General features: G+C 50.9%; 20 protein-coding genes. 13 read left to right on the forward strand and 7 right to left on the reverse strand.

Features of this window, described 5'->3' with window-relative positions:
- Window positions 1–26 precede the first annotated feature (26 nt).
- Window positions 27–293: a hypothetical protein gene (locus FDW96_RS05770; RefSeq protein WP_042311152.1), complete on the forward strand. Its 267-nt coding sequence runs from the start codon at window positions 27–29 to the stop codon at window positions 291–293.
- A 73-nt stretch (window positions 294–366) separates the two neighbouring features.
- On the opposite strand, the gene FDW96_RS05775 is transcribed toward FDW96_RS05770, so the two are convergent.
- The 5 genes from FDW96_RS05775 to FDW96_RS05795 are packed head-to-tail and all read right to left on the reverse strand — an operon-like array spanning window position 367 to window position 6991.
- Window positions 367–2301 carry an EAL domain-containing protein gene (locus FDW96_RS05775; RefSeq protein ID WP_137365336.1) on the reverse strand — a complete coding sequence of 645 codons (1935 nt, stop codon included), beginning with the start codon at window positions 2299–2301 and terminating at the stop codon, window positions 367–369.
- A gap of 9 nt (window positions 2302–2310) precedes the next feature.
- On the reverse strand, window positions 2311–3000 hold the full coding sequence (gene lapG / locus FDW96_RS05780) for a cysteine protease LapG (protein WP_061382549.1): 690 nt from the start codon (window positions 2998–3000) through the stop codon (window positions 2311–2313).
- Between the two features lie 5 nt (window positions 3001–3005).
- On the reverse strand, window positions 3006–3899 hold the full coding sequence (locus tag FDW96_RS05785) for a transporter substrate-binding domain-containing protein (RefSeq protein ID WP_137365337.1): 894 nt from the start codon (window positions 3897–3899) through the stop codon (window positions 3006–3008).
- Window positions 3883–4806 carry an amino acid ABC transporter substrate-binding protein gene (locus FDW96_RS05790; RefSeq protein WP_137365338.1) on the reverse strand — a complete coding sequence of 308 codons (924 nt, stop codon included), beginning with the start codon at window positions 4804–4806 and terminating at the stop codon, window positions 3883–3885. Before FDW96_RS05790 ends, FDW96_RS05785 begins: the two co-directional genes overlap by 17 nt.
- A complete protein-coding gene (locus FDW96_RS05795; RefSeq protein ID WP_042310643.1) occupies window positions 4799–6991 on the reverse strand; it encodes a bifunctional diguanylate cyclase/phosphodiesterase in 2193 nt (730 codons plus the stop codon). Before FDW96_RS05795 ends, FDW96_RS05790 begins: the two co-directional genes overlap by 8 nt.
- A gap of 672 nt (window positions 6992–7663) precedes the next feature.
- Here FDW96_RS05795 and FDW96_RS05800 point away from each other — a divergent pair.
- The 12 genes from FDW96_RS05800 (at window position 7664) to FDW96_RS05855 (ending at window position 22116) form a co-directional block, all read left to right on the forward strand.
- Complete coding sequence (locus FDW96_RS05800; RefSeq protein ID WP_252362853.1) at window positions 7664–9793, forward strand: EAL domain-containing protein; 2130 nt, start codon at window positions 7664–7666, stop codon at window positions 9791–9793.
- Between the two features lie 61 nt (window positions 9794–9854).
- Entirely contained in the window at window positions 9855–11945 is a 2091-nt protein-coding gene (locus FDW96_RS05805; RefSeq protein WP_137365340.1) for a Cache 3/Cache 2 fusion domain-containing protein, read from the forward strand.
- Entirely contained in the window at window positions 11942–13009 is a 1068-nt protein-coding gene (locus FDW96_RS05810; protein ID WP_079226074.1) for a chemotaxis protein CheB, read from the forward strand. The genes FDW96_RS05805 and FDW96_RS05810 overlap by 4 nt, the downstream gene beginning before the upstream one ends.
- A complete protein-coding gene (locus FDW96_RS05815; protein ID WP_137365341.1) occupies window positions 13006–14418 on the forward strand; it encodes a protein-glutamate O-methyltransferase CheR in 1413 nt (470 codons plus the stop codon). Before FDW96_RS05810 ends, FDW96_RS05815 begins: the two co-directional genes overlap by 4 nt.
- A gap of 11 nt (window positions 14419–14429) precedes the next feature.
- Window positions 14430–16562: a response regulator gene (locus FDW96_RS05820; RefSeq protein ID WP_137365342.1), complete on the forward strand. Its 2133-nt coding sequence runs from the start codon at window positions 14430–14432 to the stop codon at window positions 16560–16562.
- A gap of 22 nt (window positions 16563–16584) precedes the next feature.
- Complete coding sequence (locus FDW96_RS05825) at window positions 16585–16947, forward strand: response regulator (protein WP_042310631.1); 363 nt, start codon at window positions 16585–16587, stop codon at window positions 16945–16947.
- A 13-nt stretch (window positions 16948–16960) separates the two neighbouring features.
- A complete protein-coding gene (locus FDW96_RS05830) occupies window positions 16961–18637 on the forward strand; it encodes a diguanylate cyclase (protein WP_137365343.1) in 1677 nt (558 codons plus the stop codon).
- A 12-nt stretch (window positions 18638–18649) separates the two neighbouring features.
- On the forward strand, window positions 18650–19174 hold the full coding sequence (locus tag FDW96_RS05835) for a chemotaxis protein CheW (protein WP_137365344.1): 525 nt from the start codon (window positions 18650–18652) through the stop codon (window positions 19172–19174).
- Window positions 19158–19517, forward strand: coding sequence for a hypothetical protein (locus FDW96_RS05840; protein ID WP_042310626.1), 360 nt, complete (start codon window positions 19158–19160; stop codon window positions 19515–19517). The genes FDW96_RS05835 and FDW96_RS05840 overlap by 17 nt, the downstream gene beginning before the upstream one ends.
- 290 nt (window positions 19518–19807) lie before the next feature.
- Window positions 19808–20527, forward strand: coding sequence for a nucleoside recognition domain-containing protein (locus FDW96_RS05845; protein ID WP_042310623.1), 720 nt, complete (start codon window positions 19808–19810; stop codon window positions 20525–20527).
- Window positions 20524–20988 (forward strand): YjiG family protein, encoded by a 465-nt coding sequence (locus FDW96_RS05850; protein WP_042310622.1) that lies wholly within the window; start codon window positions 20524–20526, stop codon window positions 20986–20988. The genes FDW96_RS05845 and FDW96_RS05850 overlap by 4 nt, the downstream gene beginning before the upstream one ends.
- Before the next feature lie 12 nt (window positions 20989–21000).
- Entirely contained in the window at window positions 21001–22116 is a 1116-nt protein-coding gene (locus FDW96_RS05855; RefSeq protein WP_137349489.1) for a M20 family metallopeptidase, read from the forward strand.
- Window positions 22117–22211: 95 nt separating this feature from the next.
- Here the strand turns inward: FDW96_RS05855 and sitD are convergent, their stop codons facing one another.
- A complete protein-coding gene (gene sitD, locus FDW96_RS05860; protein WP_137365345.1) occupies window positions 22212–23063 on the reverse strand; it encodes an iron/manganese ABC transporter permease subunit SitD in 852 nt (283 codons plus the stop codon).
- Window positions 23060–23917, reverse strand: a complete 858-nt coding sequence (gene sitC / locus FDW96_RS05865; protein ID WP_137365346.1) for an iron/manganese ABC transporter permease subunit SitC — start codon at window positions 23915–23917, stop codon at window positions 23060–23062. The genes sitD and sitC overlap by 4 nt, the downstream gene beginning before the upstream one ends.
- Window positions 23918–23919: the final 2 nt, after the last annotated feature.

A 23919-nucleotide genomic window follows, 5' to 3' on the forward strand; every position in this document is an offset into this window, starting at 1 on the left:
GGGTATACGAAATGAAAGACACTGATATGAATTCTGGACCACACGCGCAGGCAGCAGGCGCTGGTAAAAATGCTGAAAATGACACCCAACAGACGTTAGAGATGCTGCAAAAAAGCGACCTGGAGATGGTCCGCGTGCTCGACGATCTGATTTACCTGCTGATCCGTAAAGGCGTGATTGCCATTACCGATCTTCCGCCGATGGCGCAGGTTAAATTAATGAATCGCGCGAACGCGCGTCAGGAACTCGGTGGACTGGAACAACTGCTTGGTAGTGATGACCGTATTTTTTAGCTGATGCAGGCAGCCGGTTTGTAGGCCGGATAAGCGAAGCGCTGTCCGGCGATATACAGGCTGCCTGCTGTTATCACAACGGCGTGGGTTCACCTAATAATTGACCCATTGCGCCATCAATCCCTAACTCCTGCAGTACCTTAAGCTCGCCTTGTGTTTCAACACGTTCGGCAATCAGCGGCAAATCAATACTGCGCGTGGCGCTGCACAACACTTCAATAAACAAACGTTTATCGTTTTCTTCATCAATATTACGGATATAGCTGCTGTCGATTTTCAGATAAGCAAGCCCCCACTGCGACAGATGACCGATCATGTTGAAGCGACTGCCGAAGTGTTGCAGACCGAGCGCGCAGCGATGCTGGCTTACAGCTTTGACAAATGCTGCCATCTGATGTGGCCCAGGAAGCTGATTTTCATCCAATTCCAGAATCAGCTGGGTGGCTATACGCGGTGCATAGCGCAGCGGATTGAGCAGGTCAGCAATGGCGTTTGCGCTGGCGACAGAACTGCCTGAAATACTCAGCGCTAATTTCCCCGGTGCAGTTTTTAGTTGGTTCAGCGTCAGTTTCAGCATCACTTTATCGAGGCGATGGCTCCAGCCAAAGCGGTGGATCCACGGCAGGAAACGACCGGCGGTAATGGTATTGCCCTGTTCGTCAATAATGCGCGACAGCACTTTGTAATGCAGGATTTTGTCGGGCGAGCAGCAATCCACAACGGGTTGATAAACCAACTGGAATTGCTGATTTTCCAGCGCATGCTCGAGGCGAACAAACCACAAATGCTGATCTTCGGTAGCCGCTGGCACCTCGGTGGTGGGTACCACCTGATGGTCGGTATGTGTTTCTGCTTCCACCAGCAGGCGATCGGCCTGGATCAGCAATGACTGCGCGTTATCTCCGGCGCTGAATGGCACCATGCTGGTATAGGCGACCGGCTGTTGGTCTGACATACCGGTGGCATAAAAGGCCGTCAGTTTCTGACACAGCGAATTGCCCATGTCCAGCATTTCACCGTGCGTAACCCCCGGACAGAGCAGGGCGAACTCGCCGCCGCGAATGCGGGCGAGGGTGCTGTCGAGAGAGGCATATTTTTCTTTATGCGCGTCCAGCAGGTTAGCGATGTTGAGCAACAGCTTATCGGTATGCGGTCCGCCAAAACGCTGATTCAGACCGCCTAAATCCTGAACGCGAACCAGCATCAGATACCCTGGCGCCGTATCGGCATCACTTAGCCGCGCCTGAAACTGCATATCGAACGCGCGGCGGTTGGCAATTCCGGTCTGGCTGTCGAGATAAGCTTCATTGTGCAGACGTTCGCTATAGACAGCTTGCTCTTCAAATAACGACTTGAGCTTCGCTGCCATCAAATTCATGGCGTTAACGACACGGCGTAATTCCGGCGTTTTTGGCAGTTCCTGTAGCGTCAGAAACTCGCGGCGGGCAATGGCTTCTGATTGTTTTGCCAGATAATTGAGCGGGCGCAGCAGTTTGCGCAGCAGCAGAATGCCAGCGATTAAACAGGCGAGACTACAGGACAGCATCCACAACAGATTGCCTAAGGTATTGTCCCACAGACGCTGTACGGCAAAGATCGGATCGCTGGTCACTTCTACGCGAGCGGCCTGCTGCCAGCCGCGCATAATGGTCGCCTCGCCGGTTTGCGGAGTTACATCCACCAGATTAACAAACCAGCCGGGAACATCGGGAATTGACGCCGCCGCGCGGCGCTCAAGCATCGTTTTACCGTTTTGCAGATCGACAATACGGATTTTTTTGTAGTAACCGCTGTCGAAAATGGAGCTCACCATTAGCTCGATCATCGCCGGATCGTTGACGTTGGGCGTCAGCGAAACGCCCAGCGCAGTTGCTGCATCCTGGGCATGTGAAAGGAGTTGGTTATTGGACTGATCGCGAGAGCTTTCTAACGTCACGATAAAATTGCCGCTAAACACAACCATCATAAAGAGAGAGATTGTCAGGAGTAACTGTTTAAAAAGAGACACAGGTGATTCCTATTTATCCATCGGGAAGCCCTCTTCCCGCATTTTGATGAAAACTTGCTGCCAGCGAGAAAGTCTCTTGCTGTCCCCAACGCGCTTATTGTTCTGATTGCCCGGAAGCCAAAGGCCAGTGTTGTTAAAGGAGTACACGGGTAATAAATCCATACGCTGCGTAGCTGGTGAAATGGTATTGGTCAGGCTGTCGAGTATCAGAGGAATTGCTTCAGGCGTGAGGTACCAGGCCAGTACCATATGCGCCCGGTTATAACGCAGGGCCTTAACATAAGTGATGCGTAGTTTGTCTTCGGAGATGCCCAACTGGCGGAGAGTGAAATATTTAGCGATCGCGTAGTCTTCGCAATCCGCTTCGCCTTTGCGCAGTGATTCAATGGGGGTTGCCCAGTAATCCACGTCATGCCAGGCGTCAATATCTTCGGTATAACGGAGCTTATCGTTAAAAAATTGGTTTACGGCGTGTAATTGTGTTTGTTCGTCTGCATTACGCAACTGGAGCAACACCTGCTGCCAGGCGTTGATCCGCCGTTGCGCTTGCGGACTCGCGGGACCGTAAAGCGCGTCGGATTTCTGCTGGATGCTGGCAAAATCCCAGGCGGCGCGCAGCGAATGGACCGTCAATAGTAACAGCAGCACCCCAGGGATTTTCCACAGGCGCAGCAAGCGGTGGTGTAACGAGCGGCTGATAGTGTTCAATTATTATGCTGACAGCTGGCTGGCGACAGGATTTTCATCTTTTCGCAGGACCAGGGAGACAGCCACTTTTTGCGTAACTGCGCGTTGATCGGTGAGGCGAAGAAATCTTTCAGCGTGCTGTTTACAAACGTCACGAACTGCGGATCGTTTTTCCTCATCATAATGGCATAGTGCATATCATTGCCGATGCTCTGTGCCGACACGCTGAACAGTTCCGGTTGCTCGCTATCCTTAATTAACGGCCAGGCCAGCACATCATCAAGGAATAAGGCGGCGGCTTCATTATGCGCCATCTTGTCAAACGCACCGTTTATCGTGGTGGTAGTAATTGTCGAAATATTAAGATGCTGCTCTCTGTTGGTTTTATTAAACTCCAGCAAATCTTTTGAGCTTCCTGGCAGGCTCACCGTGCGGCCTTTAAGGTCGTCAATCGAGTGGATATTATTTTTACGTAACGCAATGATGCGCATTTTTGCGATGTAATAGTTGAGAGAAAATGAGACGCTGGACATCCGCTCCGGCGCATTGGTATTTACGCTACAGTCCATATCAATTTTGCGCGTGTTTAATGCGGTAAAGCGTTCCCCAAAGCTCACGGGAATATAATGAATAGTTAAGCTGTTGAGCTTAAGATACTGGCGCAACTTATCGGCAATTAAGTTACATACCGCAATGGTATAACCCGTGACCTTGCCATTGTGGTCGGTAAATGAAAATGGCGGCAACTGGCGATAGCCCACGTTTAGCACGCTGCTGTTCTGAATATGGTCGAGCGTCGCGGCGTTTTGCTGCGCCATCAGCGCAGGGGAGATGACGATACCTGCCAGTAGGAGCAGCCATTGCACCGTACGTTTCACCCTTGCCATCTCACGATTAATTATATTTTTCATAATCAAAACTGATCTTCTTTTTAGCAGCCGTTAGTGCTTTCAGGTTATCTGACATGGGAATGTTTAAATTAATGGCTTTTGGCGGAATCGGTGACTGAAACCATTTATTGTACAGCGCAGTAAATTCGTTGCTGGTCATCAGAGAGGAGAGTGCATCATCAACAAACTCTTTAAATTCTTTATCATGTAACGGGAGCAACAGTCCTGCCGGAAGGGGGGGGCTGAGTGCAATATCGGAAAGCGCATAATCTTCAGGGTTTGGCGTTTGTGCAATCATCCCTTTAAGTAATACCGTGCTGGAGATCAGTGCTGAATACTCACCGTTCTTCAGTTCGTTGAAGGCCGTAATATTATTGGTGTCGAGTTGAATATTAATATCCAGATCATTCGCAGCATTCACTTTTTGCAGTTGCTCAACGTAAATCGTACCGCTTTTTACCAGTACGCTATGTCCGGAAAGTTCAGCCAGGTTGTCGTTGCTTTCGGATTTTCGCATCACAAAGCGGGTGCTCGAAAAGTAAAACGGCAGGGAGAACTCGCTCATGCTGTGCCGGCTTTGTGAATAAAAGGCAGGTATACACATGATGTCTGCCATGTGGTTTTTAATCAGCACAAACTGCGATGCTGAATTGGCTTTTACCCACTCTATTTTTAGGTTTTTTAGCTGAAGCTTTGTCTTGAGCGCGCTGACGATACTGTTGCAGATATCAATGGAGTAGCCCGCAGGGGTATTTCCATTTTGCCAGGAGAAGGGAAACGCATCATCCTGATAGCCAAGGGTAATGGTTTTCTTGCTGGCGATCTGTTCAAGCGTATGCAGTTGCTTATCTGCCATGCATGGCGTGGCCACTGCCAGCAGTACAACCATCATGAGCAGGCGTTTTGTCAGGCGAAAGATGTCAGGCATTGCTCAGACCTTCTTCAATAGCCTCTTCGGCAAACGCGGAAAGCACCTCACGTTCGCGAAGCGGGTAGCTAAAGAAATAGCCCTGAACATTCTGACACTCTATGTCGCGCAGGATGTCGCGCTGTTGCGCGGTCTCTACCCCTTCCGCGGTGACCGACATATTGTACTTATGGGCAAACTGAATCAGCATCACAATCAAATACTGGCTGGCATTATCCTGCTGCAGTTTATCGACCAACGTGCGGGCGATCTTGATGCGGGTGAAAGGATAGATCAGCAGGTAATCCAGCGCCGCATACCCGGTACCCAGATCGTCCATGGCAATTTCGATACCCATAGCGCGGATCTCTTGCAGTACAGGTAAGGCGATTGATCTATCCAGTTTCTCGGATTCGGTAATTTCTATTTCAAGGCGTTCTGCCGCGAGTTGGCTGATGCGTAAGGCGTCTTTGATCACATCAACCAGCCCCGGACTGTGCAACTGGTAGGCCGATATATTGATGGCAATTCTGGTGCGCTCCGGCCATTTAGCCGCCGCTTCACAGGACTGACGAATAATCCATTCACCTAAACGCACAATCAGGCCGGAACTTTCGGCTATGTTGATAAAATAATCTGGATAAATTAGTCCCTTGGTGGGGTGATTCCAGCGGATCAGCGATTCATAGCCATACACGCTTTCATCTGCCAGGTTTATGATTGGCTGGTAGTGAAGTTCGAACTCCTTGTTATCAATACCATCAATGATTTCCTGATTAATAAACAGGCTGTGGGTCTGCTTCATCACCATGCCGTCTTCAAAGAAATGGAAGCAGCCGCGGCCATGATGCTTAGAGGCATACATAGCAAGATCGGCATTGATCATCAGTGTCGAGGTATTGTTGCCCTGATATGGCGCGGTGGTGATACCGATGCTACAGCTGATGGAAAAAGTATGCGTGCTCCAGGTGAATGGTGTACTCAGCGCACGAATAATGCGTTTTGCCAGACGATTCGCCTCTCTGATGGCATTGTCGCTGACATGTTGCAGGATGGCGAACTCATCACCGCCCAGACGTGCCGCGATGTCGTTGGGTCCCAGCAATAACTGCAGACGCTGGGCAACGCTGATTAACAACTCATCTCCGGCTTTATGGCCGAAGGTATCGTTGACTGGTTTGAAATTGTCGAGGTCAATCAACAGCAGGTTGAACGGTTTTTCATCCAGATGAATTTCACTGACGCGCTTATCTAACGCCTGGCCAAACGAAACGCGGTTGGGTAGGCCGGTCAGCGAATCATGATGGGCCATATGCTCCATCTTTTGCGACATTTCATGCATGCGTTGTAGATAACCGCGCTCTTTCATCGCGACGCGCAATTTTTCAATCGCTCCTGCAAGATGCCCAATCTCATCGTCCTGATCAAGATAGGGGGTAATGCAGTCGGTCTCCTCATGGGCAATGCGGGTGAGGGAGTTGATCAGCAGTGGAACCGGACGGAATAAACGACGCATAAACATCGTAACTAATGCCAACGTCACCAGCATAATCAGGATGAAAATGATGCAGCTCTTTTTCAGCATCGCATCGTAGGTGGCGTATAAATCGCTTTTTTTACCGATGCTACTTATCAGGCTCCCGAGGATCTCACCGGAAGGCGTCAAAATTGGCACGGCGCTGATAAAACACTCTTCGCCATTAATCTGGGCGAAACCAACATAGTAATTGACCAGCACATCGCGCGGCAGACGACCAGAGAAGGAGATAATTCCTTCGCCATTTTCAGACTTGTTATTAATCCCAACATACCCTTTTTCCGGCGTATAGAGAAACAGCCAGGTGGGGCTGTGCGTCTGCACGGATGCCAACGCCAGGACGTCTACCGGGTTATAACCGGTTTGCAGAATGGAGTCGGTGTCGCCAAGTTGTCTGTCGGAGACGATGCGGGAGATCTGCCCGGCATCGCTGGTTTCAACCGAAACGGTAGTGTACACGCTGCGAATGATATAGGTCATAATCTGTGCATTCGCCTCAGCGCGCTGCACCCACTGCTGATAAGAAAAGTTGTCTATCAGGCTCCAGTTGGTAAAGGCGCCTGCGCTAAAAGCAATAACGATACCCACCAGCAAAAATTGCGTTATTTTGCCAGTGATGGAATGTTGCCACCCTTTTATTGCTTTAAGGGAAAACAGAGACTTTGCCACGGATTATGTTAATTCCTGAATTGATTAGGCGATGCTAAATTTATTTCTGTTATTTCTTAATGGGATATTATTGTTGCAAATAAGTAGATGAAAGATGTGAAACGCAATGACGTAACAAATAACTAACATTGAACCAGCGTGAGTAATGGCAACAATAACGGTATGCGAATATAGATAACGCTGTGCTTTTCGTCAACAGGTAAAAATGTTCATAAAAATACATTTTTCATTATGCCTCTTCCAGGATATTAATGTTGACATTAAAACGACAAGGAGTGTTTTTTGTTTGTACTGGTTGGAGGTGTGGTGAAGTTGTCAGTAATGTGTGGTTTTTATATTTATCATCAATGAATTAGCTATGCTACTAAGTGTGTGTATTGTAGTTTCATCCCGCCGGGATGTCCATTTTTGTCTATTAATGAGTATTTATTTCCTGATCTGATATGAATAAGATGCTCGCTTCAATATAGAGCCTAACTTTATTTTCTCAGTGCGCGGTCAATGTTGACAATTTTGCTATGGTTCAGCGACTGACCCAAAAGGATTTGTTTGTGACATTCGAGTCTGGATTAAAGTCCTATTGGTATAGTGCATAGCGGATAAATTGATTTGGACGCGATAATAAATACTAACACAGCAAAAAGCATTCAAAAATGGTGCCTGCCACTTGCTTTGCCTGGCCTGTTATATCCACTGGCACAATATCTTAACGGCTATTGTCTTCTCAATAATAATATTTTAACAGTTTACGATCTCAAACTCGCCGTATTTTCCGCCGCATTAGTTCTGTTTGGTTTTCGGGTATTCCCGGGATTTATTCTGTTTCTCGCGTTGATGTTCGTAGCGGGACCACAAAGCGAGCGGGTGGATGCGCTGTGCCTGGTTATGGCCTCAACCTTGAGCTACGCCGCATACCGCAACGTTACGGGCAGACGCAGCTGCGCCAGTTTTGGCCGTATAAAAATCAGCCTGAGTCGCCTGATTTGGCTATGCGGCTTCAACATCCTGCTCTATCTGTTATTCAGCAGGATTTTTGCCGTGTTCGTCACCCATGGCCATCGCCCGGATGTGGACAATATTCCAGTTATGAGCCTGGAGATGCTGGTACGTATTCAGGGGATCATCAACGGTTGCCTGACGGGCATCCCCTTTTTCTACAAAATTTATCGCATCATTCGTCGACCGACTTATCTGTTGACCTTTATCAGAGCGATTGTCTTTCAGTGTAAAGGGAATATCACCGCCTTTGGCGTCAGTATCTGGTGTATTTTGCTGATTTCACTGATGTTCTGTTTGACGTCACCACACAGTCCGAACATCTTTTTTTCTTTCTATAGCCTGATCCTGTTATTTCCATTGATGCTGTGGGGGGCGATTAAGATTGGTCACTCGTTCACCATGCTGGTGTGGACAGTCGTACTGATTATTTTAGGCAAACATAACGACAGCTATATCGCCAGCGACATCAATTTCATGCTGCATCAGGCGCTGGTTTCCACCCTTATTTTTGTCTTTTCACTCACCATTGTGATCATGGGAGCGCTGGCAAAATTTACCCGCCAGCGGTTTAACCAGGTCCTGCTGTTGGGTCTGACTGACCCGATGACGGGTATGGCGAACCTGCGTGCTCTGAAGACGGAGTTGTTTACCACTGAGGGCGCGACGGTATGCCTGATACAGATCCCCGAGCTGGAGCTCTTTTCGCGCCGCTATGGTTTTCATTTTCGCGCCCGCTACCAAAAGATCCTTGCTGAGCATCTCAGAAGTCATCTGATCAAAAGCGAGAAGGTCTATTATCACGCGGGTTATGATCTGCTTATCCGCCTGGAGAATGGGTCCTGGGAGCGGTTATGCGACCTGTACCAGGCAGCTAATAGTTTTCGCCTCTTCTACAACAACCGCCGGCTGGGTTTTCGCAGTGGTTTGGGCTATTGCCTGATTAACGAGCATAGCGATGACATCTACCAGCTGGTGGGTAAGCTCGGCATGGTAGCTGGTTTATCTCTGACCAACGGCAGGCCGGAAAATCTCGAAGCGCAGCATAGTCGGGTCCTTGGCAACCACATCGTTGATAAAACAGAAATCCGCACCGCATTGCAAAATGCGCTGGATAATAATGCCTTCGTTCTGATGGCCCAGCCGATAGTCAGTACCCGTGGCGAAGCGCCATATCATGAAATATTGATCCGTATGCTCAACGAACGGGGGGAATTTATTCCACCAAACAGCTTTCTGCCGGTTGCCCATGATGCGGGACTGGCGCCGGATATCGATCTGTGGGTTATCGAAAACACCCTAAAGTTCATGCGCACCCATCCGCAGCGCTGTTTTGCCATTAACCTGGCACCAGTAACGGTGTGTCGTTCAAATATTGTCACCAGAATTACTCAGCTTCTGCACGATTACGCTGTGGAGCCGCAGCGGATTATTTTTGAGATAACCGAAGCGGATACGTTATCAGATAAAGAACAAACCGTGGAAACCCTGAGCTTAATACGTCAGCTGGGATGCCGCGTGGCGATTGATGATTTTGGTACCGGATTTGCCAGTCATGCGCGCTTGATGAATATCGAAGCAGACATCCTGAAAATAGATGGATCTTTTATTCGCCGGATCACCGAAAGCGAGATCAGCTACTACATCGTCGAGTCATTCTGCCGTGTCGCTGAAATGAAAAATATGCAGGTGGTCGCTGAATTTGTCGAAAACGCCAATATTCAGGCATGTCTGGAAAAAATGAATGTTGGGTGGTTACAGGGATATCACATTGGCAAACCTACACCATTGCTCACGTTGGAATAGCAGGGCGCTAACGCCTTATGGCCAAAAAAAGTAATTTCTTCTCAGGTAGAGAATAAAAATCATGAGTGACATTAGTAAAGTGAAGAATCGAACGGCGGGCGCTGCCGGTATGGGACCGCGCGCCCGACTGCTCTCATGGCTGCACAATATCCATCCCGGTGTGGCCATGAAGCTCGGTATGATTCTGGTTTTTTGTATTGCAACGCTGCTGATTGGTGCCTCTTTTATATTATCTTCTTACCTTTCCCGGGAATTGCGGGCTAATGCCCTGGAGATGATTAAAACCAACACACGTATTTTCCACAATAGTATTTCTAATGAATTCCAGCGCGTCACCCGCGATGCGGAGCATTACAGCAACGTTTATATTAATAATTACCAAAACGTTGCCGATAAGCCGCTGCGTTATATGGACGCAACTGAATTAAAAGCGGTATTGAGCAATCCTAATACGAACGCGCATTTCACCGAATTAACCAGCGTATTTGCCAGCACATTTATTCTGCAAGGCGAGCAGTTTGTGCGCGTTAGCAGCACGTTATTGGCAAGCTCTGGCAATACGGCTACCGCAACGGCATTGGGGCACGATAACCCAGCATTGCCGCTACTGCTGAAAAACAAACCGTTTTCGGGTGTGGTCACGCTGTTTGGAAAGCAGTTTATTAGCCACTATGAGCCGATAGCCGATAAATATGGTCAGGTCGTTGGCGCGGTTGCGGTGGGATTCGATGTTAAACAAAGTCTGCAACCGATCATTCAGCGTTTGTTGAATGTGCATATTGGTAAAGAGGGTTACGCCTACGTGCTGGATGCCGGATTCGAACCGGGTCGTATGTTGGTCCATCCATCGTTGAGCAATCAACAGGCGATTAATATCACCGATGCCAATGGCTATAAGCTGTTTGCCGATATCCTCGAACATAAAAATGGCATTACTTACTACAACTGGGTAAGTCGCTACGGTACGCCGCCGAGGACCAAGGTTGCCGTCTATGAATATATCGACGGGATCGACTGGATTATTGCCACCACCAGCTACGTTGATGATGTATCCAGAAGCAGTAACCTGGTACGCAATGGCCTGTTGCTGTTCACGGCTTTTCTGTTACCGGTCATTTTAGTGTTGATTGCCGTTGCCAGTCGTTTTCTGATTTCACGCCGTTTAAACCGCGTACTCGGGATTGCGCAGACCATCGCAAAAGGAGATTTAACGGTTGATGTTGAGATCGATCATCACGATGAAATAGGTGAACTGCTGAGCGCGGTAGAGATGATGCGTCAGCGTCTGCACTCGCTGGTCGGCGATATGGTTTCTCACGCGGATTCGGTACACCAGGCTTCACTGCATATTACCGAAGCGGTAGATGGTCAGGCGTCAACCAGCGTGGAAACGTCATCCTCGGTGGCCGAGATTACCTCCACGATGGAAGAGTTATCGGCTTCATCGACACAGATTGCTGAGCACTCGCGGGCGGTAGTGGATATTGCCAACCAGACGCTCGAGGATTGCAATAAAGGTTCAGAGTCAATGTCACAATTGCTGATGCGGATGACGGATATTGATACCGATAATCAGCAAAACATGCGTGAAATTATGATGCTCGGCAATAAGTCGACGGAAATCAGTCGCGTGATGGTGATCATCAATAGCGTTGCCGATCAAACGAAACTTATCGCCTTTAACGCCGCGCTGGAGGCCGCCAGCGCAGGAGAAGCCGGTAAGCGTTTCTCGGTGGTAGCGGCTGAAATTCGTCGTCTGGCCGACTCCGTGACGGAATCGACGGTTGAGATCGAGAACAAGATCAGCGAGATCCAAAATGCGATCAATCGTCTGGTGCTGAACGCGGAGAAAGGTGGCGAGAGCATTAAAGCGGGAGCCAGAGCTTGTAAAGTCAGCGCTGAACATCTGAACGACATCGTCGTTACCGCCGAGCAAACTTCCACGGCGGCGCTACAAATTTCACTATCGACCCAGCAGCAGAAAACGGCGAGCAATCAGGTGGTCATGGCGCTGCGTGAGATCGTGGTGGCCAGTAACTATACCTCGCAATCGATCAAAGACATTTTGGTTGTCAGTCAGGATATGACGCAACTGTCGAAAGCACTGAAAGAAGCGTCGACGTCATTCACCTTGACGGAAACGGATGCATGAACAGCGGCAATATACGGGTGCTGATCCTTGACCTGGACAGCGCATCGCGTAATGAACTGGTCAGGCAACTGGAAGATCATCCGCACATTAAAGTGGTGGGGCAAGCCGCCCATCGCAGACAAGCGATGAGATTATTACAACAGCTGATGCCCGATCTGCTGATTCTGACGCTGGATACCTCAAGCCCCGATAACGTCGAGGTTGTCGAAACGATCATGGCGACCAGCGCTATTCCCATCCTTGTGATGCGGTTTTGCCCAGAGAAACAATGGGATGATGATTATATTTCCCGTGGGGCGCTGGCGGTGCTGCACCATAGCAGCGATTTCCCGCTCTCGACCGATGCGCTGCATCGCAAAGTGGAATTGTTGGTCGGTGTGAAAGTGATTCGTCATATCAAGGGATTACGCCACCCAACCGAACCGGTCATGCCCGCCGCGCGCCCGACGATGGACACAGTAAAGACACCGCAGGACTGGCCTTTTGTGCTGGCGATTGCCTGTTCGACGGGGGGGCCTCAGGCACTGAGCAAGCTATTACAGGATCTCCCCGGTACGTTTCCATGCCCGGTGCTCATTGCCCAACATATTGCCGATGGCTTCGCAAAAAATATGGTGCACTGGCTGGACAGCGTGACCGAACTGAAGGTGCGGCTGGCGCAGGAAGACGATCGGGTCGAAGCAGGGTACGTCTATATTTTACCGCCGGAGCAGCATCTGATCGTCAAAAGCAATCAACGGCTGGCGGCAATCCCCAGACAGGAAAGCGATGTCTATCATCCCAGTTGCAATCTGTTGCTGGAGTCGGTGGCTGAGGTGTTTCGCGAAAAGGCCGTCGGGCTGATTATGACGGGTATGGGTAGCGATGGTTGTCGCGGCATTGAGCTTATTTTCCGCCGGGGAGGAAGAACGCTGGCGCAGGATGAAGAAAGCTCGGTGGTGTTCGGTATGAATAAGAACGCGATCGACAGGCAACTGATACACCGCACGATCCCTCTGGACGGTCTCGCGAAGGTGCTGCTATCGATGGCCTTTCACGGGCATTTTGAGAGTAAATTGCCATGATCCCCAATCTTCCTGATTACGCCCGCCTGATCAAAGACCGGGTGGGTTTACACTTTGATAACGCAATGGAAGCGTTGCTGAAATCGGCGCTGAAACGGCGTATGAGCGAACGAAACATCAGTAATTACTATGAATATTATGAACAACTGCGCATTTCACAGGACGAGTTTGATCGCTTCATTACGCTGATAACCATTAACGAAACCTATTTCTTCCGCGAAAACGAGACGCTGGATTTGATCTGTGATAAGTGGGTCCCGCGTCTGCTGCAACAGCGCAGCGGCCCGGTGCGTATTCTCAGCGCCGGATGCTCTTCCGGAGAAGAAGCCTATTCGCTGGCGATTAAACTGCATGAGAAATACCAGGGCGAAATGGCTCAGCGGATTGAAATTTACGGTTGTGATATTGACCCGGTAATCCTGGCAAAAGCCAGAAACGCCAGCTATTCAAGCTACTCGTTTCGCGGCGTCGACCCAGGCATTCAGCAGCGCTATTTTACCCGCTCAGGAAACCTCTACCGACTGCATGATGCGATCCGTGAGAAAGTCTCGTTTCACCGCACCAACATTATAAAAGAGCAGCTGTTGCCGGAAGTGGACATCATTTTGCTGCGTAACGTGTCTATCTATTTCGACACGCCAACGCGTCGTGAACTGCACGGTAATTTGTCGAAAATGCTCCAGTCTCAGGGGGCCTTATTTTTTGGCAACGCGGAAACGTTGGCCAACAATTTCGACATTCTGAAGCTGGAGCAGGAAGAGGGCATTTTTTATTTTTGCCACCATCGTGAACCGCCAACAATCGTACCGGTACCCAGGGTAGCGGTACGCGCTCCGCAGCCGAGAGCGGTAGTGGAGTATGAACCTTCCATGCCCATGGCTCAGCAAAATGATGACTGGCTAAAAAAGGCTCGTGCCTGTCTCGATGAAAAATGTTTTTCAGAGGCTGAAACGTGCATCGCCCACGTACTACGCGACGATCCCCGTAACCCGGATGCGTTGCTGATTCAGGGCGTCATTGCCCTTGAGCAGCGTGAATTTTCTCAGACAGCCGGAAATGCGCAGAAGATCCTCGCTCAGGATGAGTGGTCGGCAGAGGCCAAAATGCTGCTCGGCCTGGCGATGATGTGGCAGCGTCAGACGCAGCAGGCTATCGCCTGGTTTAAACAGGTGGTTTATCAGGAGCCTGGTTACTGGCCGGCGCACTATTATCTGGCCGAAATGTACCGTCAAAGCGAGTTAAGTCAGCCTGCGCAGCGTACGTATCGCGTGGTGATGCAACTGCTGAACGACGAAATGAACAACCCATCTGCGGTTTGTCGTCTGCGTTTGCCGATGGTGTTTCCTGGCAATACGTTTCGTTTTCTTTGTGAACATCAACTGGCGCAATTTGCCCACCGAAGTGGCTAATAAGAGCGATTATGGCTATCGATCTGAAAAAATTCGTTCTGCGCTTTATTGATGAAGGGAGAGGTCATTTGCAGACGATCAGCGAAGGGGCGTTCCTCCTCTCCGCTGATGAACATACTGAAGCCTGGATAGGTGAGATGTTTCGCGCCGCGCATACCCTGAAAGGGGGCGCGCGGATGCTGAAACTGCAAAGTATCGCTGATGTCACTCATCATCTTGAAGATGTATTAAGTGAGCTACGCGATAACAAACTGATGCCGGACAGGGCGCTGGGTAATCTGATTCATGAGTCCGTGGAATATCTTTCGGGACAGTTGACCCAGCTTTTTGTCAGCGAGGGCGATAATCAGTTGCCACCGGCGGATGCCGGGCTGTGCGAACGCCTGGCATCCGCCAGCCGGGGAGAAACCGTTACTCCGCAGCTGGAGTCGCCAACGGCTACGGACAAACCTGGTGTTTCGGCTTCTGCCGCAGCCCCCTCCCTGGACTCCGGTATCAAGCAGGCCGATTTCGTACGAGTTAAGCTGAACAAGCTGGACGGCCTGATCGACATCCTCGGGGAAGTGCTCGCCGGACATGATCGCCTTGAACAGCAGATCCAAAACCTGAGTCAGTTGGTCCCCCGATTGCCGGGCCTGAGCGCCGAGCAGCTTCGCCAGCAGATCCATGATTTCAGCGCTCAACTAAAAGAAAGCGTTCAGCTCCAGCATTTGCAGATGTTTGAACTGTACGACGTGGCGGCGCGGATCCGCATGCTTCCGCTATCGACGCTGTTTGAGCCGATCTCCTTACAGGTCAGTGAACTGGCTTCCACGCTGAACAAACAGGTGGTGTGCCGCTTCGTCGGCGGTGAAGTGGAAATCGACCGCCAGCTCATTGACCGGCTATCGGAATCGCTGACGCATTTGCTGCGTAACGCGGTCGATCACGGCATTGGCGAGATCGACGAACGCCTGGCGCTGGGTAAATCGACCCGTGGCACCATTACCATCACCACTCAACAGGACGGCAGCGGAATATTACTGCGCATTGAAGATGACGGTCGCGGTCTCAACTATGAGGCCATCAGCGCGAAGGCGGTCAGTAAAGGCCTGGTTCCCGCATCGATGGCCGGACAACTCTCCGAGCAGGAGTGTAATGAGCTGATTTTTCATCCCGGTTTTTCCACCAGCAAGATAGTCTCTGAGCTGTCGGGGCGCGGTGTGGGTCTTGATGTGGTGCGCAAAACGGTGGTGACCGACCTGCAAGGTGATTTGCAGGTTTACAGTCGTAAGGGCGTCGGAACCAGCTTTAGCCTGCGCCTGCCCGTCTCGCTCACGATGATGCGAATTATGCAATTTGAAGAGCAGGGACACCTGTTCGGACTGGCGGCGCAGTATGTGGTTGAGGTGGTGGAGTGTACTGCGCAGGGGATTAGCGAAATCGCCGGGCGACCGGCCATTATTTTGCATAACGAGTTTATTCCCGTGGTTTGCGCAGGCGCTCTGCTGGGCATTCACGATCGCCAGGGTAATCTCTCATTGGCGGGACAACGTTTAATCGTCGTGCAGAACCAGTACAGCAAAATGGCGCTGCGGGTAGATAAGCTGCTCGATGAACGCAAGATGATGATCAAACCGTTACCAAAGCATATGCAGCAGCAGTCGCTGGTCTCCGGGATGGTACAGACGCCGGATAACCAACTGGTCAGCATTCTGCAAGTGCCTGCGCTGATGGCGATGGCGCAACAGTCAAGGCAAACCAGCGCTCCGGCGCCCGCGTCGAGCGTGGCGCAAGATGCCTGGCACGTGCTGGTAGTTGATGATTCCCTCAATACCCGCGAGATAGAAAAAAATGTGCTGGAGGCGCATGGCTATCAGGTCACGTTGGCTGAAGATGGGCTGTCAGGGCTGCAAAAAGCGAAACTGACCCAATTCGATGCCGTACTGACGGATGTCGAAATGCCGTTTATGGATGGTTTTACCTTCACCAAATCGTTGCGCGCAGAGAAAAATTACCAGCACACGCCAATCATCATCGTGACCTCCCGCGCGAAGGAAGAAGACCGACGACGGGGCATTCAGGTAGGGGCGGACGCCTACATCGCCAAAGGCGATTTCGAGCAGGACAGTTTAATAAAAACATTAAAAATGCTTTTGTGCTGATGGCGCAAAATCGAGAGAGAAGATGCGAATTTTATTAGTGGATGATGATCTTTTTGCGGCTGAGCTGGCCTCTATTTTTTTACAGATGGATGGCTACGACGTGGTGATTGTGGAAGGCGCTATTTCTGCCCTGGCGTGCCTGGATTCGGATAAAAACATCGACCTGGTGATTAGCGATCTGCATATGCCTGAGATCAGTGGTCTGGATTTGTTGGCGCTGTTACGCGCTCAGGCCTGGTCTAAGCCCTTTATATTACTCAGTGCAAACGAAGTGACGGCCAGCGATCTCCTGTATGACCGGTGGGTAAAAAAAGATGAAAACCTGGCGGAAAATCTGGGGGCGGCAGTGAATGCGCTCCTGCTACCGTCCGTGGTCACTGAATAAGCCTGGGCGTTTGATGAAACCAGAAAATAAGCACATAGCCATGGCAGCGGCGCAGGAAAAAATAGCGCGTCTGCGTCAGGGATTTTTACGTCGCATCCCCGATATGCTGGCACAGGCAGAAAGACTGCTCGTTCAATTGGTCGCTGAACCCAGCGAAGCTTGTCGTAAGCAATTGCATATTCTGCTGCACAGTATTCACGGTTCGGCGGGGTCCTTTGGTTTTAGCCCGCTGGCGAATGCCTCAGCAGAAGGTGAGCGTTTACTAACAGAATCGGAATCAGAGCAAAGCATACTGCATTATGATGAGCTGCGGCGAATTATCCGCTGGTTGTATACCCTCACCCAGGAGCAGCTCAATCTTGAGCATCGTATTAGCAATACGGAGTTCACCTTGCCTGTCTCCTCCCGGCGCCCGGAAGAGGGATATGTCCGGCGGGCCAGCAAGCCTATCTACCTGTGTGATGATGATGTCGACCAGGTTGAGTTGCTTGCCACCCAGTTGCGCTGTTTCGGCTTTACCTGTCATGTATTCGCCAATACTGAGGATTTTACGCAAGCCGTACTGGCACAACCGCCAGCCGTGGTGATTATGGATGTCAGCTTCCCGGACAACGCCTACGGTGGGCCGTTGACGATGGCGGATCTAAAGCAGAAAGTGGGTAAACCTTTCCCGGTTCTATTTCTCTCCTGCCACAGCGATTTTAACGCCCGTATCAACGCCATTAAATCCGGCTGTGATGGCTACTACGTGAAACCGGCTTCTATCACTGATTTGGTACAGGAACTACACCGCCTGACGCAGCCTTCGCTGAAAAAACCGTATCAGGTGCTGCTGATCGATGATGAACCCGCGGTGGCTGAGTACAACGCTGAAAGGCTGCGCATGGCGGGAATGGAGGTACATGTGCTGGAGAAACCTCACTATTTACTACATGTGCTGAACGCGCAGCCTATCGATCTGGTGCTGATGGACTACCATATGCCGGAATTTAGCGGTGAGGAATTAACAAAACTTATTCGTCAGATACCACAGCATATTGGTCTGCCGATCGCCTATCTCTCCAGCGAGACCAACAAGCATGCGCAGCTTGGGGCAATGAGCATCGGTGCGGAGGATTTTATTCTCAAACAAGCCGATCCCGAGGAGCTCATCCGTGCCGTGTCTATCCGTGCCGAAAGAATGCGCGCCCTGCGTGCGCGTATGTCGCAGGACAGTCTGAGTGGATTATATAACCACTCAACGACAACCCATTTTCTGAAAAGCGCGATTGCCGAGTCGAATTACAGCGGTAATCCGTTCTGCATGGTGATGGTGGATCTGGATCATTTCAAAAGTATTAACGACACCTACGGCCATGCGGTTGGCGACCAGGTGATTGTTGGCATTTCGCAGCTGTTTTCCCATCGCTTACGCAGCACCGATATCGTGGGGCGTTACGGGGGCGAAGAGTTTGTCATCATTATGCCCAACACCAGTAGCGAAAAGGCGGCACGGGTGGTCGAACGATTACGCAGGGACTATGAACAGGTCACCTTCGCCGTCAATGACGCCAGTTTTCACAGTACCTTTAGCGCAGGCATCGCACAGTGGCAGTTTGGCGATCGTGTTGAAACGCTGCGCGAACGCGCCGACCAGGCGCTGTATGCCGCGAAGCAAAATGGCCGTAACACCTTCTGCATTGCTGAGTAAAAAGGAGAAATCATGAGCCAACAGCTGGAGCAAATTCTCGCCCTAAATCACGGTGAAAAGCCGGAGTGTGAAAATGTGGATGAGCCGCAGCGAACGCTGGTGCTATTTCAACTGGCGGGTAAGAATTTTGCTTTCTATGGGGCGCAGATAAAAGAGATCCTCGCGGAGCGCCCTATATCCTGGGTTCCCTGCTGTGCGCCGATGCTGGAAGGCGTCATCAACTACCGTGGACGTGTAGAGTCGGTGATGAGGCTGGACAGCCTGATCGATAAACCTGTCGTTAACCCGGCAGGTAAACGCACTATCCTGATTGGCTGCGCCGAGAAAATGCAAAGCGGGATCCTGATCGACAAACTGATTGATGTGCTGGAAGTCGCCGAAAGCCAAATCCACTTGCCGGGAGACTCGCTGCCTCCGGCACTGCAAACTATCGCAGTGGGGGTGGTTAATGTGGCGGAAACCTGGTTCACGCTGCTCGATCTGAATCTGGTTTTTGCGCGTTATCAGGAGACCAGTGGTTATGACGGCTCCCATTAATCTGGCTGCGGTGCGTATTACCCTCGGAACGCTCAATTTTTATATTCCGGCAAACCAGGTCGGGCGCTGTTCGCTGGTGACAAGGGTTGCGCCGGAAATCCCGCGTTTAAGCCAGTGGCTGGGCATTGCCGATGAGCCGCAGCAGGGCAGACATTTGCATCTGTTTGTCCCGGATAGCGGCGTTGAAACCGGCTGGTACCTGTGGGGACAACTGGAGAATGTCATCTTACCTGGCGACACCATTTTTGCCGTACCACCGCTTCTGGCACGCAACTGTCATCTGCCTGCGTTACGTGCGTTGGTGGGCAGCGAAGCCTTCAGCCCGTTGTTAAGCTGGCGATAGGCTAATGGTGTTATAAATCTATTTTACCGCGGCATGAAATAGTTTAGCTGTAAATATTTTTGTTTATCTTTTTTAATGCCGCTCACCTTCCTGTTGTGATATTTACGCTTCATTACATAAGTAATGATTAATTTAAATGTCAGCATGATGGCTTTAATTAAATAGCAAGCGCAGGTCTGTCACATTTTTAAATATTTCTATTTGGTTCGCGTCGTGGAAATGATTTAAATCACTTTATTTATTCTTTGTTTATTCAAAATGTCCGGGTGATTCTCCACGATAACAAGGAAATGGATATGAGTTTACCCTCCCAGGATAATAAGGTAGGACCCGGGGCTTATTTTGCTCTGGCATTCGCCGCAGTATTTTTCTCTGGATTACTCGGCGGAAAAGAATGGTACGGTGTATTTGATTTCACCACTCTGAATGGCGCATTTGGCAGGGTTGTCAGTAAAGTGAGTCTTGAAGGCGATACCCTGACGACCGCAACCAGCGCATTTCGTGGTACCGGTGGTCATGGTGCTATGGATGGCTTTCTTTTCGCGCTGGGATTAATCCCCGCAGTAATGTTTGCCTTGGGCATGATTAATGTGCTGGAACACTACGGCGCGCTGCGTGCGGCGCGGCGCCTGTTGACCCCATTATTGCGTCCGCTGATGGGGATCCCTGGAAATACCGGTCTGGCGTTGATTGGCAGCTTGCAGAGTACGGACGTTGGCGCATCGCTTACCCGTAACCTGGCCGATGAAGGTGAAATTACAGAAAACGAAAAGGACATTTTTGCTATGTTCCAGTTTTCTGCCGGGGCCATGATCACTAACTTTTTCTCTTCCGGCGCAATCCTGTTCACCCTGATGGCAGTGGATGGTACCCCGGCGGTACCCGCGTCCATTGGCGCGTGTGTGGCCGTGATGTTCATCATGAAAATTGTTGGCGCCAACATGATGCGCCTGATCTTGACTTTCACCAATAAAAAAGCCCAATCAACTGTGCCGGGAGAAGCATCATGAGTGCGCCAACCTCTAATCCTGTTATTACCGATGTATTTGTCGAAGGTGCGCGTAAAGGCTGGAACATCGCCACCACCAGCACGCTGCCAAACGTGGTGATGGCCTTTGTCATCATCAAGGCGCTGGAGATTACCGGGGCGCTGAAAGGGCTTGGCATGATATTCGCTCCGCTGATGGGACTTTTTGGCCTGCCAGGTGAAGCCGCAGCGGTACTGATTGGCGGCTGGATGTCGATGGGCGGAGGTATTGGCGTTGCGATTGGTCTGTTTGATAAAGGCATTCTGACCGGTGAACACCTGGCTATCCTGGCGCCGGCAATTTATTTGATGGGCTCCCAGGTGCAGTACCTGGGACGCATTCTGGGGGTTATTGGCACCAGCGCTAAACGTATTCCCCTGATGATTGTTATCTCCGTTTTGAACGCTTTTTTAGCGATGCTGCTGATGCGCATTATTCTCTGATAAGGAAATACCATGGATTTGGAAAAATACATTGATGAACTGCAAACGCTGGTCAACGTAGACTGTGGAACACAAACGGTCGCGGGGGTAGCCCAGGTTGCCGCGGTGGTGCGTGAACTCTGGCAGCAGGAAGAAGGCTGGCAAACGGAGCTGGTAGATTTAGGCAATGCGGTGGGCCCGGCCTTGCTGGTGACCAATAAGCCCCAGGCGACGCAGTATGATGTACTGCTGGTAGGTCATCTGGATACCGTTTTCCCGGTGGGAACCGTAGCTGAACGTCCAATGAGCCGCGATGAAAGCCGTCTTTACGGGCCGGGCGTTTCCGATATGAAAAGCGGTTTACTGAATATCCTCTGGGCGATGCGCACACTGCCGGCGGAGCATCTGCAACGTTTATCTATCGCGGTGGCGATGAATCCGGATGAAGAGACCGGCAGCGTTCACTCCAGTATGTGGATTAGCGAACTGGCGAAGCGGTCGCGTTGCGTGCTGGTCTGTGAAGCTGCCCGGGCTGACGGTTCGCTGGTGAAAGCGCGAAAAGGTGTCGGCGGCTATCAATTGACGTTTGACGGCGTGGCGGCGCATGCCGGGAATGAGCCAGAAAAAGGGCGTTCTGCCATTACCGCTTTTGCCAATAGTGTGCTGGCCATTAACGCATTGACCGATATGACCCGCGGAACCACGCTAAACGTCGGTGTGGTGCAGGGGGGAAGCGCGGCGAACGTCGTGGCGGCAAAGCTACACGCGGAACTGGATGTGCGTTTTTGGGAAAATGAAGAGTATGAGCGCGTGCACAAGTCGCTACAGTCGCTGTGTCAGCAAGGTTTCCTTGATGGCGTGACCACCACGCTGACCCGCGTAAGTCATAAACCCGCGATGGCGGCGAGCGAAGAGACACAACGCCTGATGGCGCTGGTTGAACGGGCCGGGAAAGAAGAGGGAATTTCGGTTACCTGGCAGGCCGTGGGTGGCGGTAGCGATGCCAACCTGACGGCGGCGTTAGGTATTCCAACACTGGACGGGTTGGGGCCTGTCGGTGCAGGTTTTCACAGTGCCGATGAGTGGCTTGATATTGCCTCAATTGAACCGCGGATCCGTTTATTAAATCGTATTCTCACGATGTTGTAGTTTACGGAGAATATAGCCTCCCGCGGGAGGCTATATTCATAGCTGGGGTGCCTGTCGATGTCATAAATATTAGCGAGCATACTATTAAGCGTTATTTATATATCATGCCGCAGCTGCTGTTTCTCTAAACGGCGATCGCGCAGCGTTGAATAAATAAAGGTAATCACAAACAGCAGCGAAAATAATACGACGATGGTGGGAGCCGGCGCGCTGTCGATGAAAAATGACAGATACACGCCCAGAAATGAGGTTATGACCGACATGACCACCGCCAACAATAAGGCATGGGAAAATTTCCGTGTCATTAATATCGCAATGGCGCCTGGTGCAATTAGCAAGGAAATCGACAAAATAATGCCTACCGATTTCAGCGTGGCGACGATCGTCAGGGCAATCATACACAACAGACCATAATGCAGCAGCGTCGTGTTAAGACCGCTGGCCTTTGCCTGATGCGGATCGAAGGCGTGCAGTAGAAGATCTTTCCACTTCAGCCCGATGATAAGCGCAATTCCCAGCGTAATAACCGAGGTTTGCACAATATCGCTAAACGATACGCCCAGCATATCGCCGAACAGAATATGATCGAGATGGACCTCCGACTGGATCGAAACGTATAGCACCAGGCCCGCGCCAAACATACCGGAAAAGACGATCCCCATCAGGGTGTCACGCTTAATTCGGCTATTGTCGTCGAGATAGCCCGTTGCCACCGCACAAAATAGCCCGGCGATAAACGCGCCAATCGCCAGTGGGATACCCGCTATCCACGCCAGCACAATGCCGGGAAAAACCGCGTGGCTCATGGCATCGCCCATCAGCGCCCAGCCTTTAAGCACCAAAAACACCGACAACAGCGCACAGGGGATGGCGACAATGGTGGAGATGACCAGCGCATTGACCATAAAACTAAACTGAAAGGGTTCCAGCAGCATTGTGAAGATCATACGGACTCCTTGTTCACCCGGCGGGCGCGGCGGCGATTCGCCAGCAGACCGTGTTTTGGCGCAAAGACAAACGCCAGCAGGAACAGCAGCGTTTGTAGAACCACAATAATTCCGCCGGTTGCGCCGTCCAGCCAGTAGCTCAGCCAGGCGCCAAAAAAGCTGGTCAGGCTGCCGATAGCCACGGCGATAGTGAGTAGACGCGGAAAACGATCGGTCAGCAGCCAGGCGGTGGCACCGGGTGTGACCACCAGACAAATCACCAGAAATGCGCCGACGGTTTGCAGAGCGGCAACCGTGGAAACGGAGAGCAGCGTAAAAAATAACAGCTTTAACCGGCCAGGATTCAGACCGATGGAGCGCGCATGGTTTTCATCAAAAAAAACCACCATCAGATCTTTCCACTTCAGCAACAGAATAGTCAGCGAGATGACGCCGATGATGGCCAGTTGCAGAATATCTTCCGGTGCAATCGCCAGCACGTTTCCCAGAATAATGGTCTGGATGTTGACCGACATCGGATTGAGCGACACCATAAACAGCCCGATACCGAAAAAAGAGGAAAAAATCAGTCCGATAATCGCATCTTCCTTCAGGCGCGAACGCTGATTGAGAAACAGCATGCTGCCCGCTGCCAGTCCACCGGAAAGAAATGCGCCAAGGGCGAAGGGAAGCCCTAACATATAAGCGCCGGCAACGCCCGGAACGATAGAGTGCGACAGCGCATCGCCAATCAGCGACCAACCTTTGAGCATCAGATAGCAGGAGAGAAACGCACACAGGCCGCCGACCATTGCCGAGACCCACATCGCGTTGAGCATGTACTGGTAACCAAACGGTTCTGTCAGCCAGTTCATGA

The organism is Citrobacter sp. TBCS-15 (genome assembly GCF_005280815.1).
GTDB lineage: Bacteria > Pseudomonadota > Gammaproteobacteria > Enterobacterales > Enterobacteriaceae > Citrobacter > Citrobacter werkmanii.

Coding starts and splice junctions, on each gene's coding strand:
- FDW96_RS05770 (WP_042311152.1), top strand. CDS start 27: ATGAATTCTGGACCACACGCGCAGGCAGCAGGCGCTGGTAAAAATGCT.
- FDW96_RS05785 (WP_137365337.1), bottom strand. CDS start 3,899: ATGAAAAATATAATTAATCGTGAGATGGCAAGGGTGAAACGTACGGTG.
- FDW96_RS05790 (WP_137365338.1), bottom strand. CDS start 4,806: ATGCCTGACATCTTTCGCCTGACAAAACGCCTGCTCATGATGGTTGTA.
- FDW96_RS05805 (WP_137365340.1), top strand. CDS start 9,855: ATGAGTGACATTAGTAAAGTGAAGAATCGAACGGCGGGCGCTGCCGGT.
- FDW96_RS05810 (WP_079226074.1), top strand. CDS start 11,942: ATGAACAGCGGCAATATACGGGTGCTGATCCTTGACCTGGACAGCGCA.
- FDW96_RS05815 (WP_137365341.1), top strand. CDS start 13,006: ATGATCCCCAATCTTCCTGATTACGCCCGCCTGATCAAAGACCGGGTG.
- FDW96_RS05820 (WP_137365342.1), top strand. CDS start 14,430: ATGGCTATCGATCTGAAAAAATTCGTTCTGCGCTTTATTGATGAAGGG.
- FDW96_RS05825 (WP_042310631.1), top strand. CDS start 16,585: ATGCGAATTTTATTAGTGGATGATGATCTTTTTGCGGCTGAGCTGGCC.
- FDW96_RS05830 (WP_137365343.1), top strand. CDS start 16,961: ATGAAACCAGAAAATAAGCACATAGCCATGGCAGCGGCGCAGGAAAAA.
- FDW96_RS05835 (WP_137365344.1), top strand. CDS start 18,650: ATGAGCCAACAGCTGGAGCAAATTCTCGCCCTAAATCACGGTGAAAAG.
- FDW96_RS05840 (WP_042310626.1), top strand. CDS start 19,158: ATGACGGCTCCCATTAATCTGGCTGCGGTGCGTATTACCCTCGGAACG.
- FDW96_RS05845 (WP_042310623.1), top strand. CDS start 19,808: ATGGATATGAGTTTACCCTCCCAGGATAATAAGGTAGGACCCGGGGCT.
- FDW96_RS05850 (WP_042310622.1), top strand. CDS start 20,524: ATGAGTGCGCCAACCTCTAATCCTGTTATTACCGATGTATTTGTCGAA.
- FDW96_RS05855 (WP_137349489.1), top strand. CDS start 21,001: ATGGATTTGGAAAAATACATTGATGAACTGCAAACGCTGGTCAACGTA.
- sitD (WP_137365345.1), bottom strand. CDS start 23,063: ATGATCTTCACAATGCTGCTGGAACCCTTTCAGTTTAGTTTTATGGTC.
- sitC (WP_137365346.1), bottom strand. CDS start 23,917: ATGAACTGGCTGACAGAACCGTTTGGTTACCAGTACATGCTCAACGCG.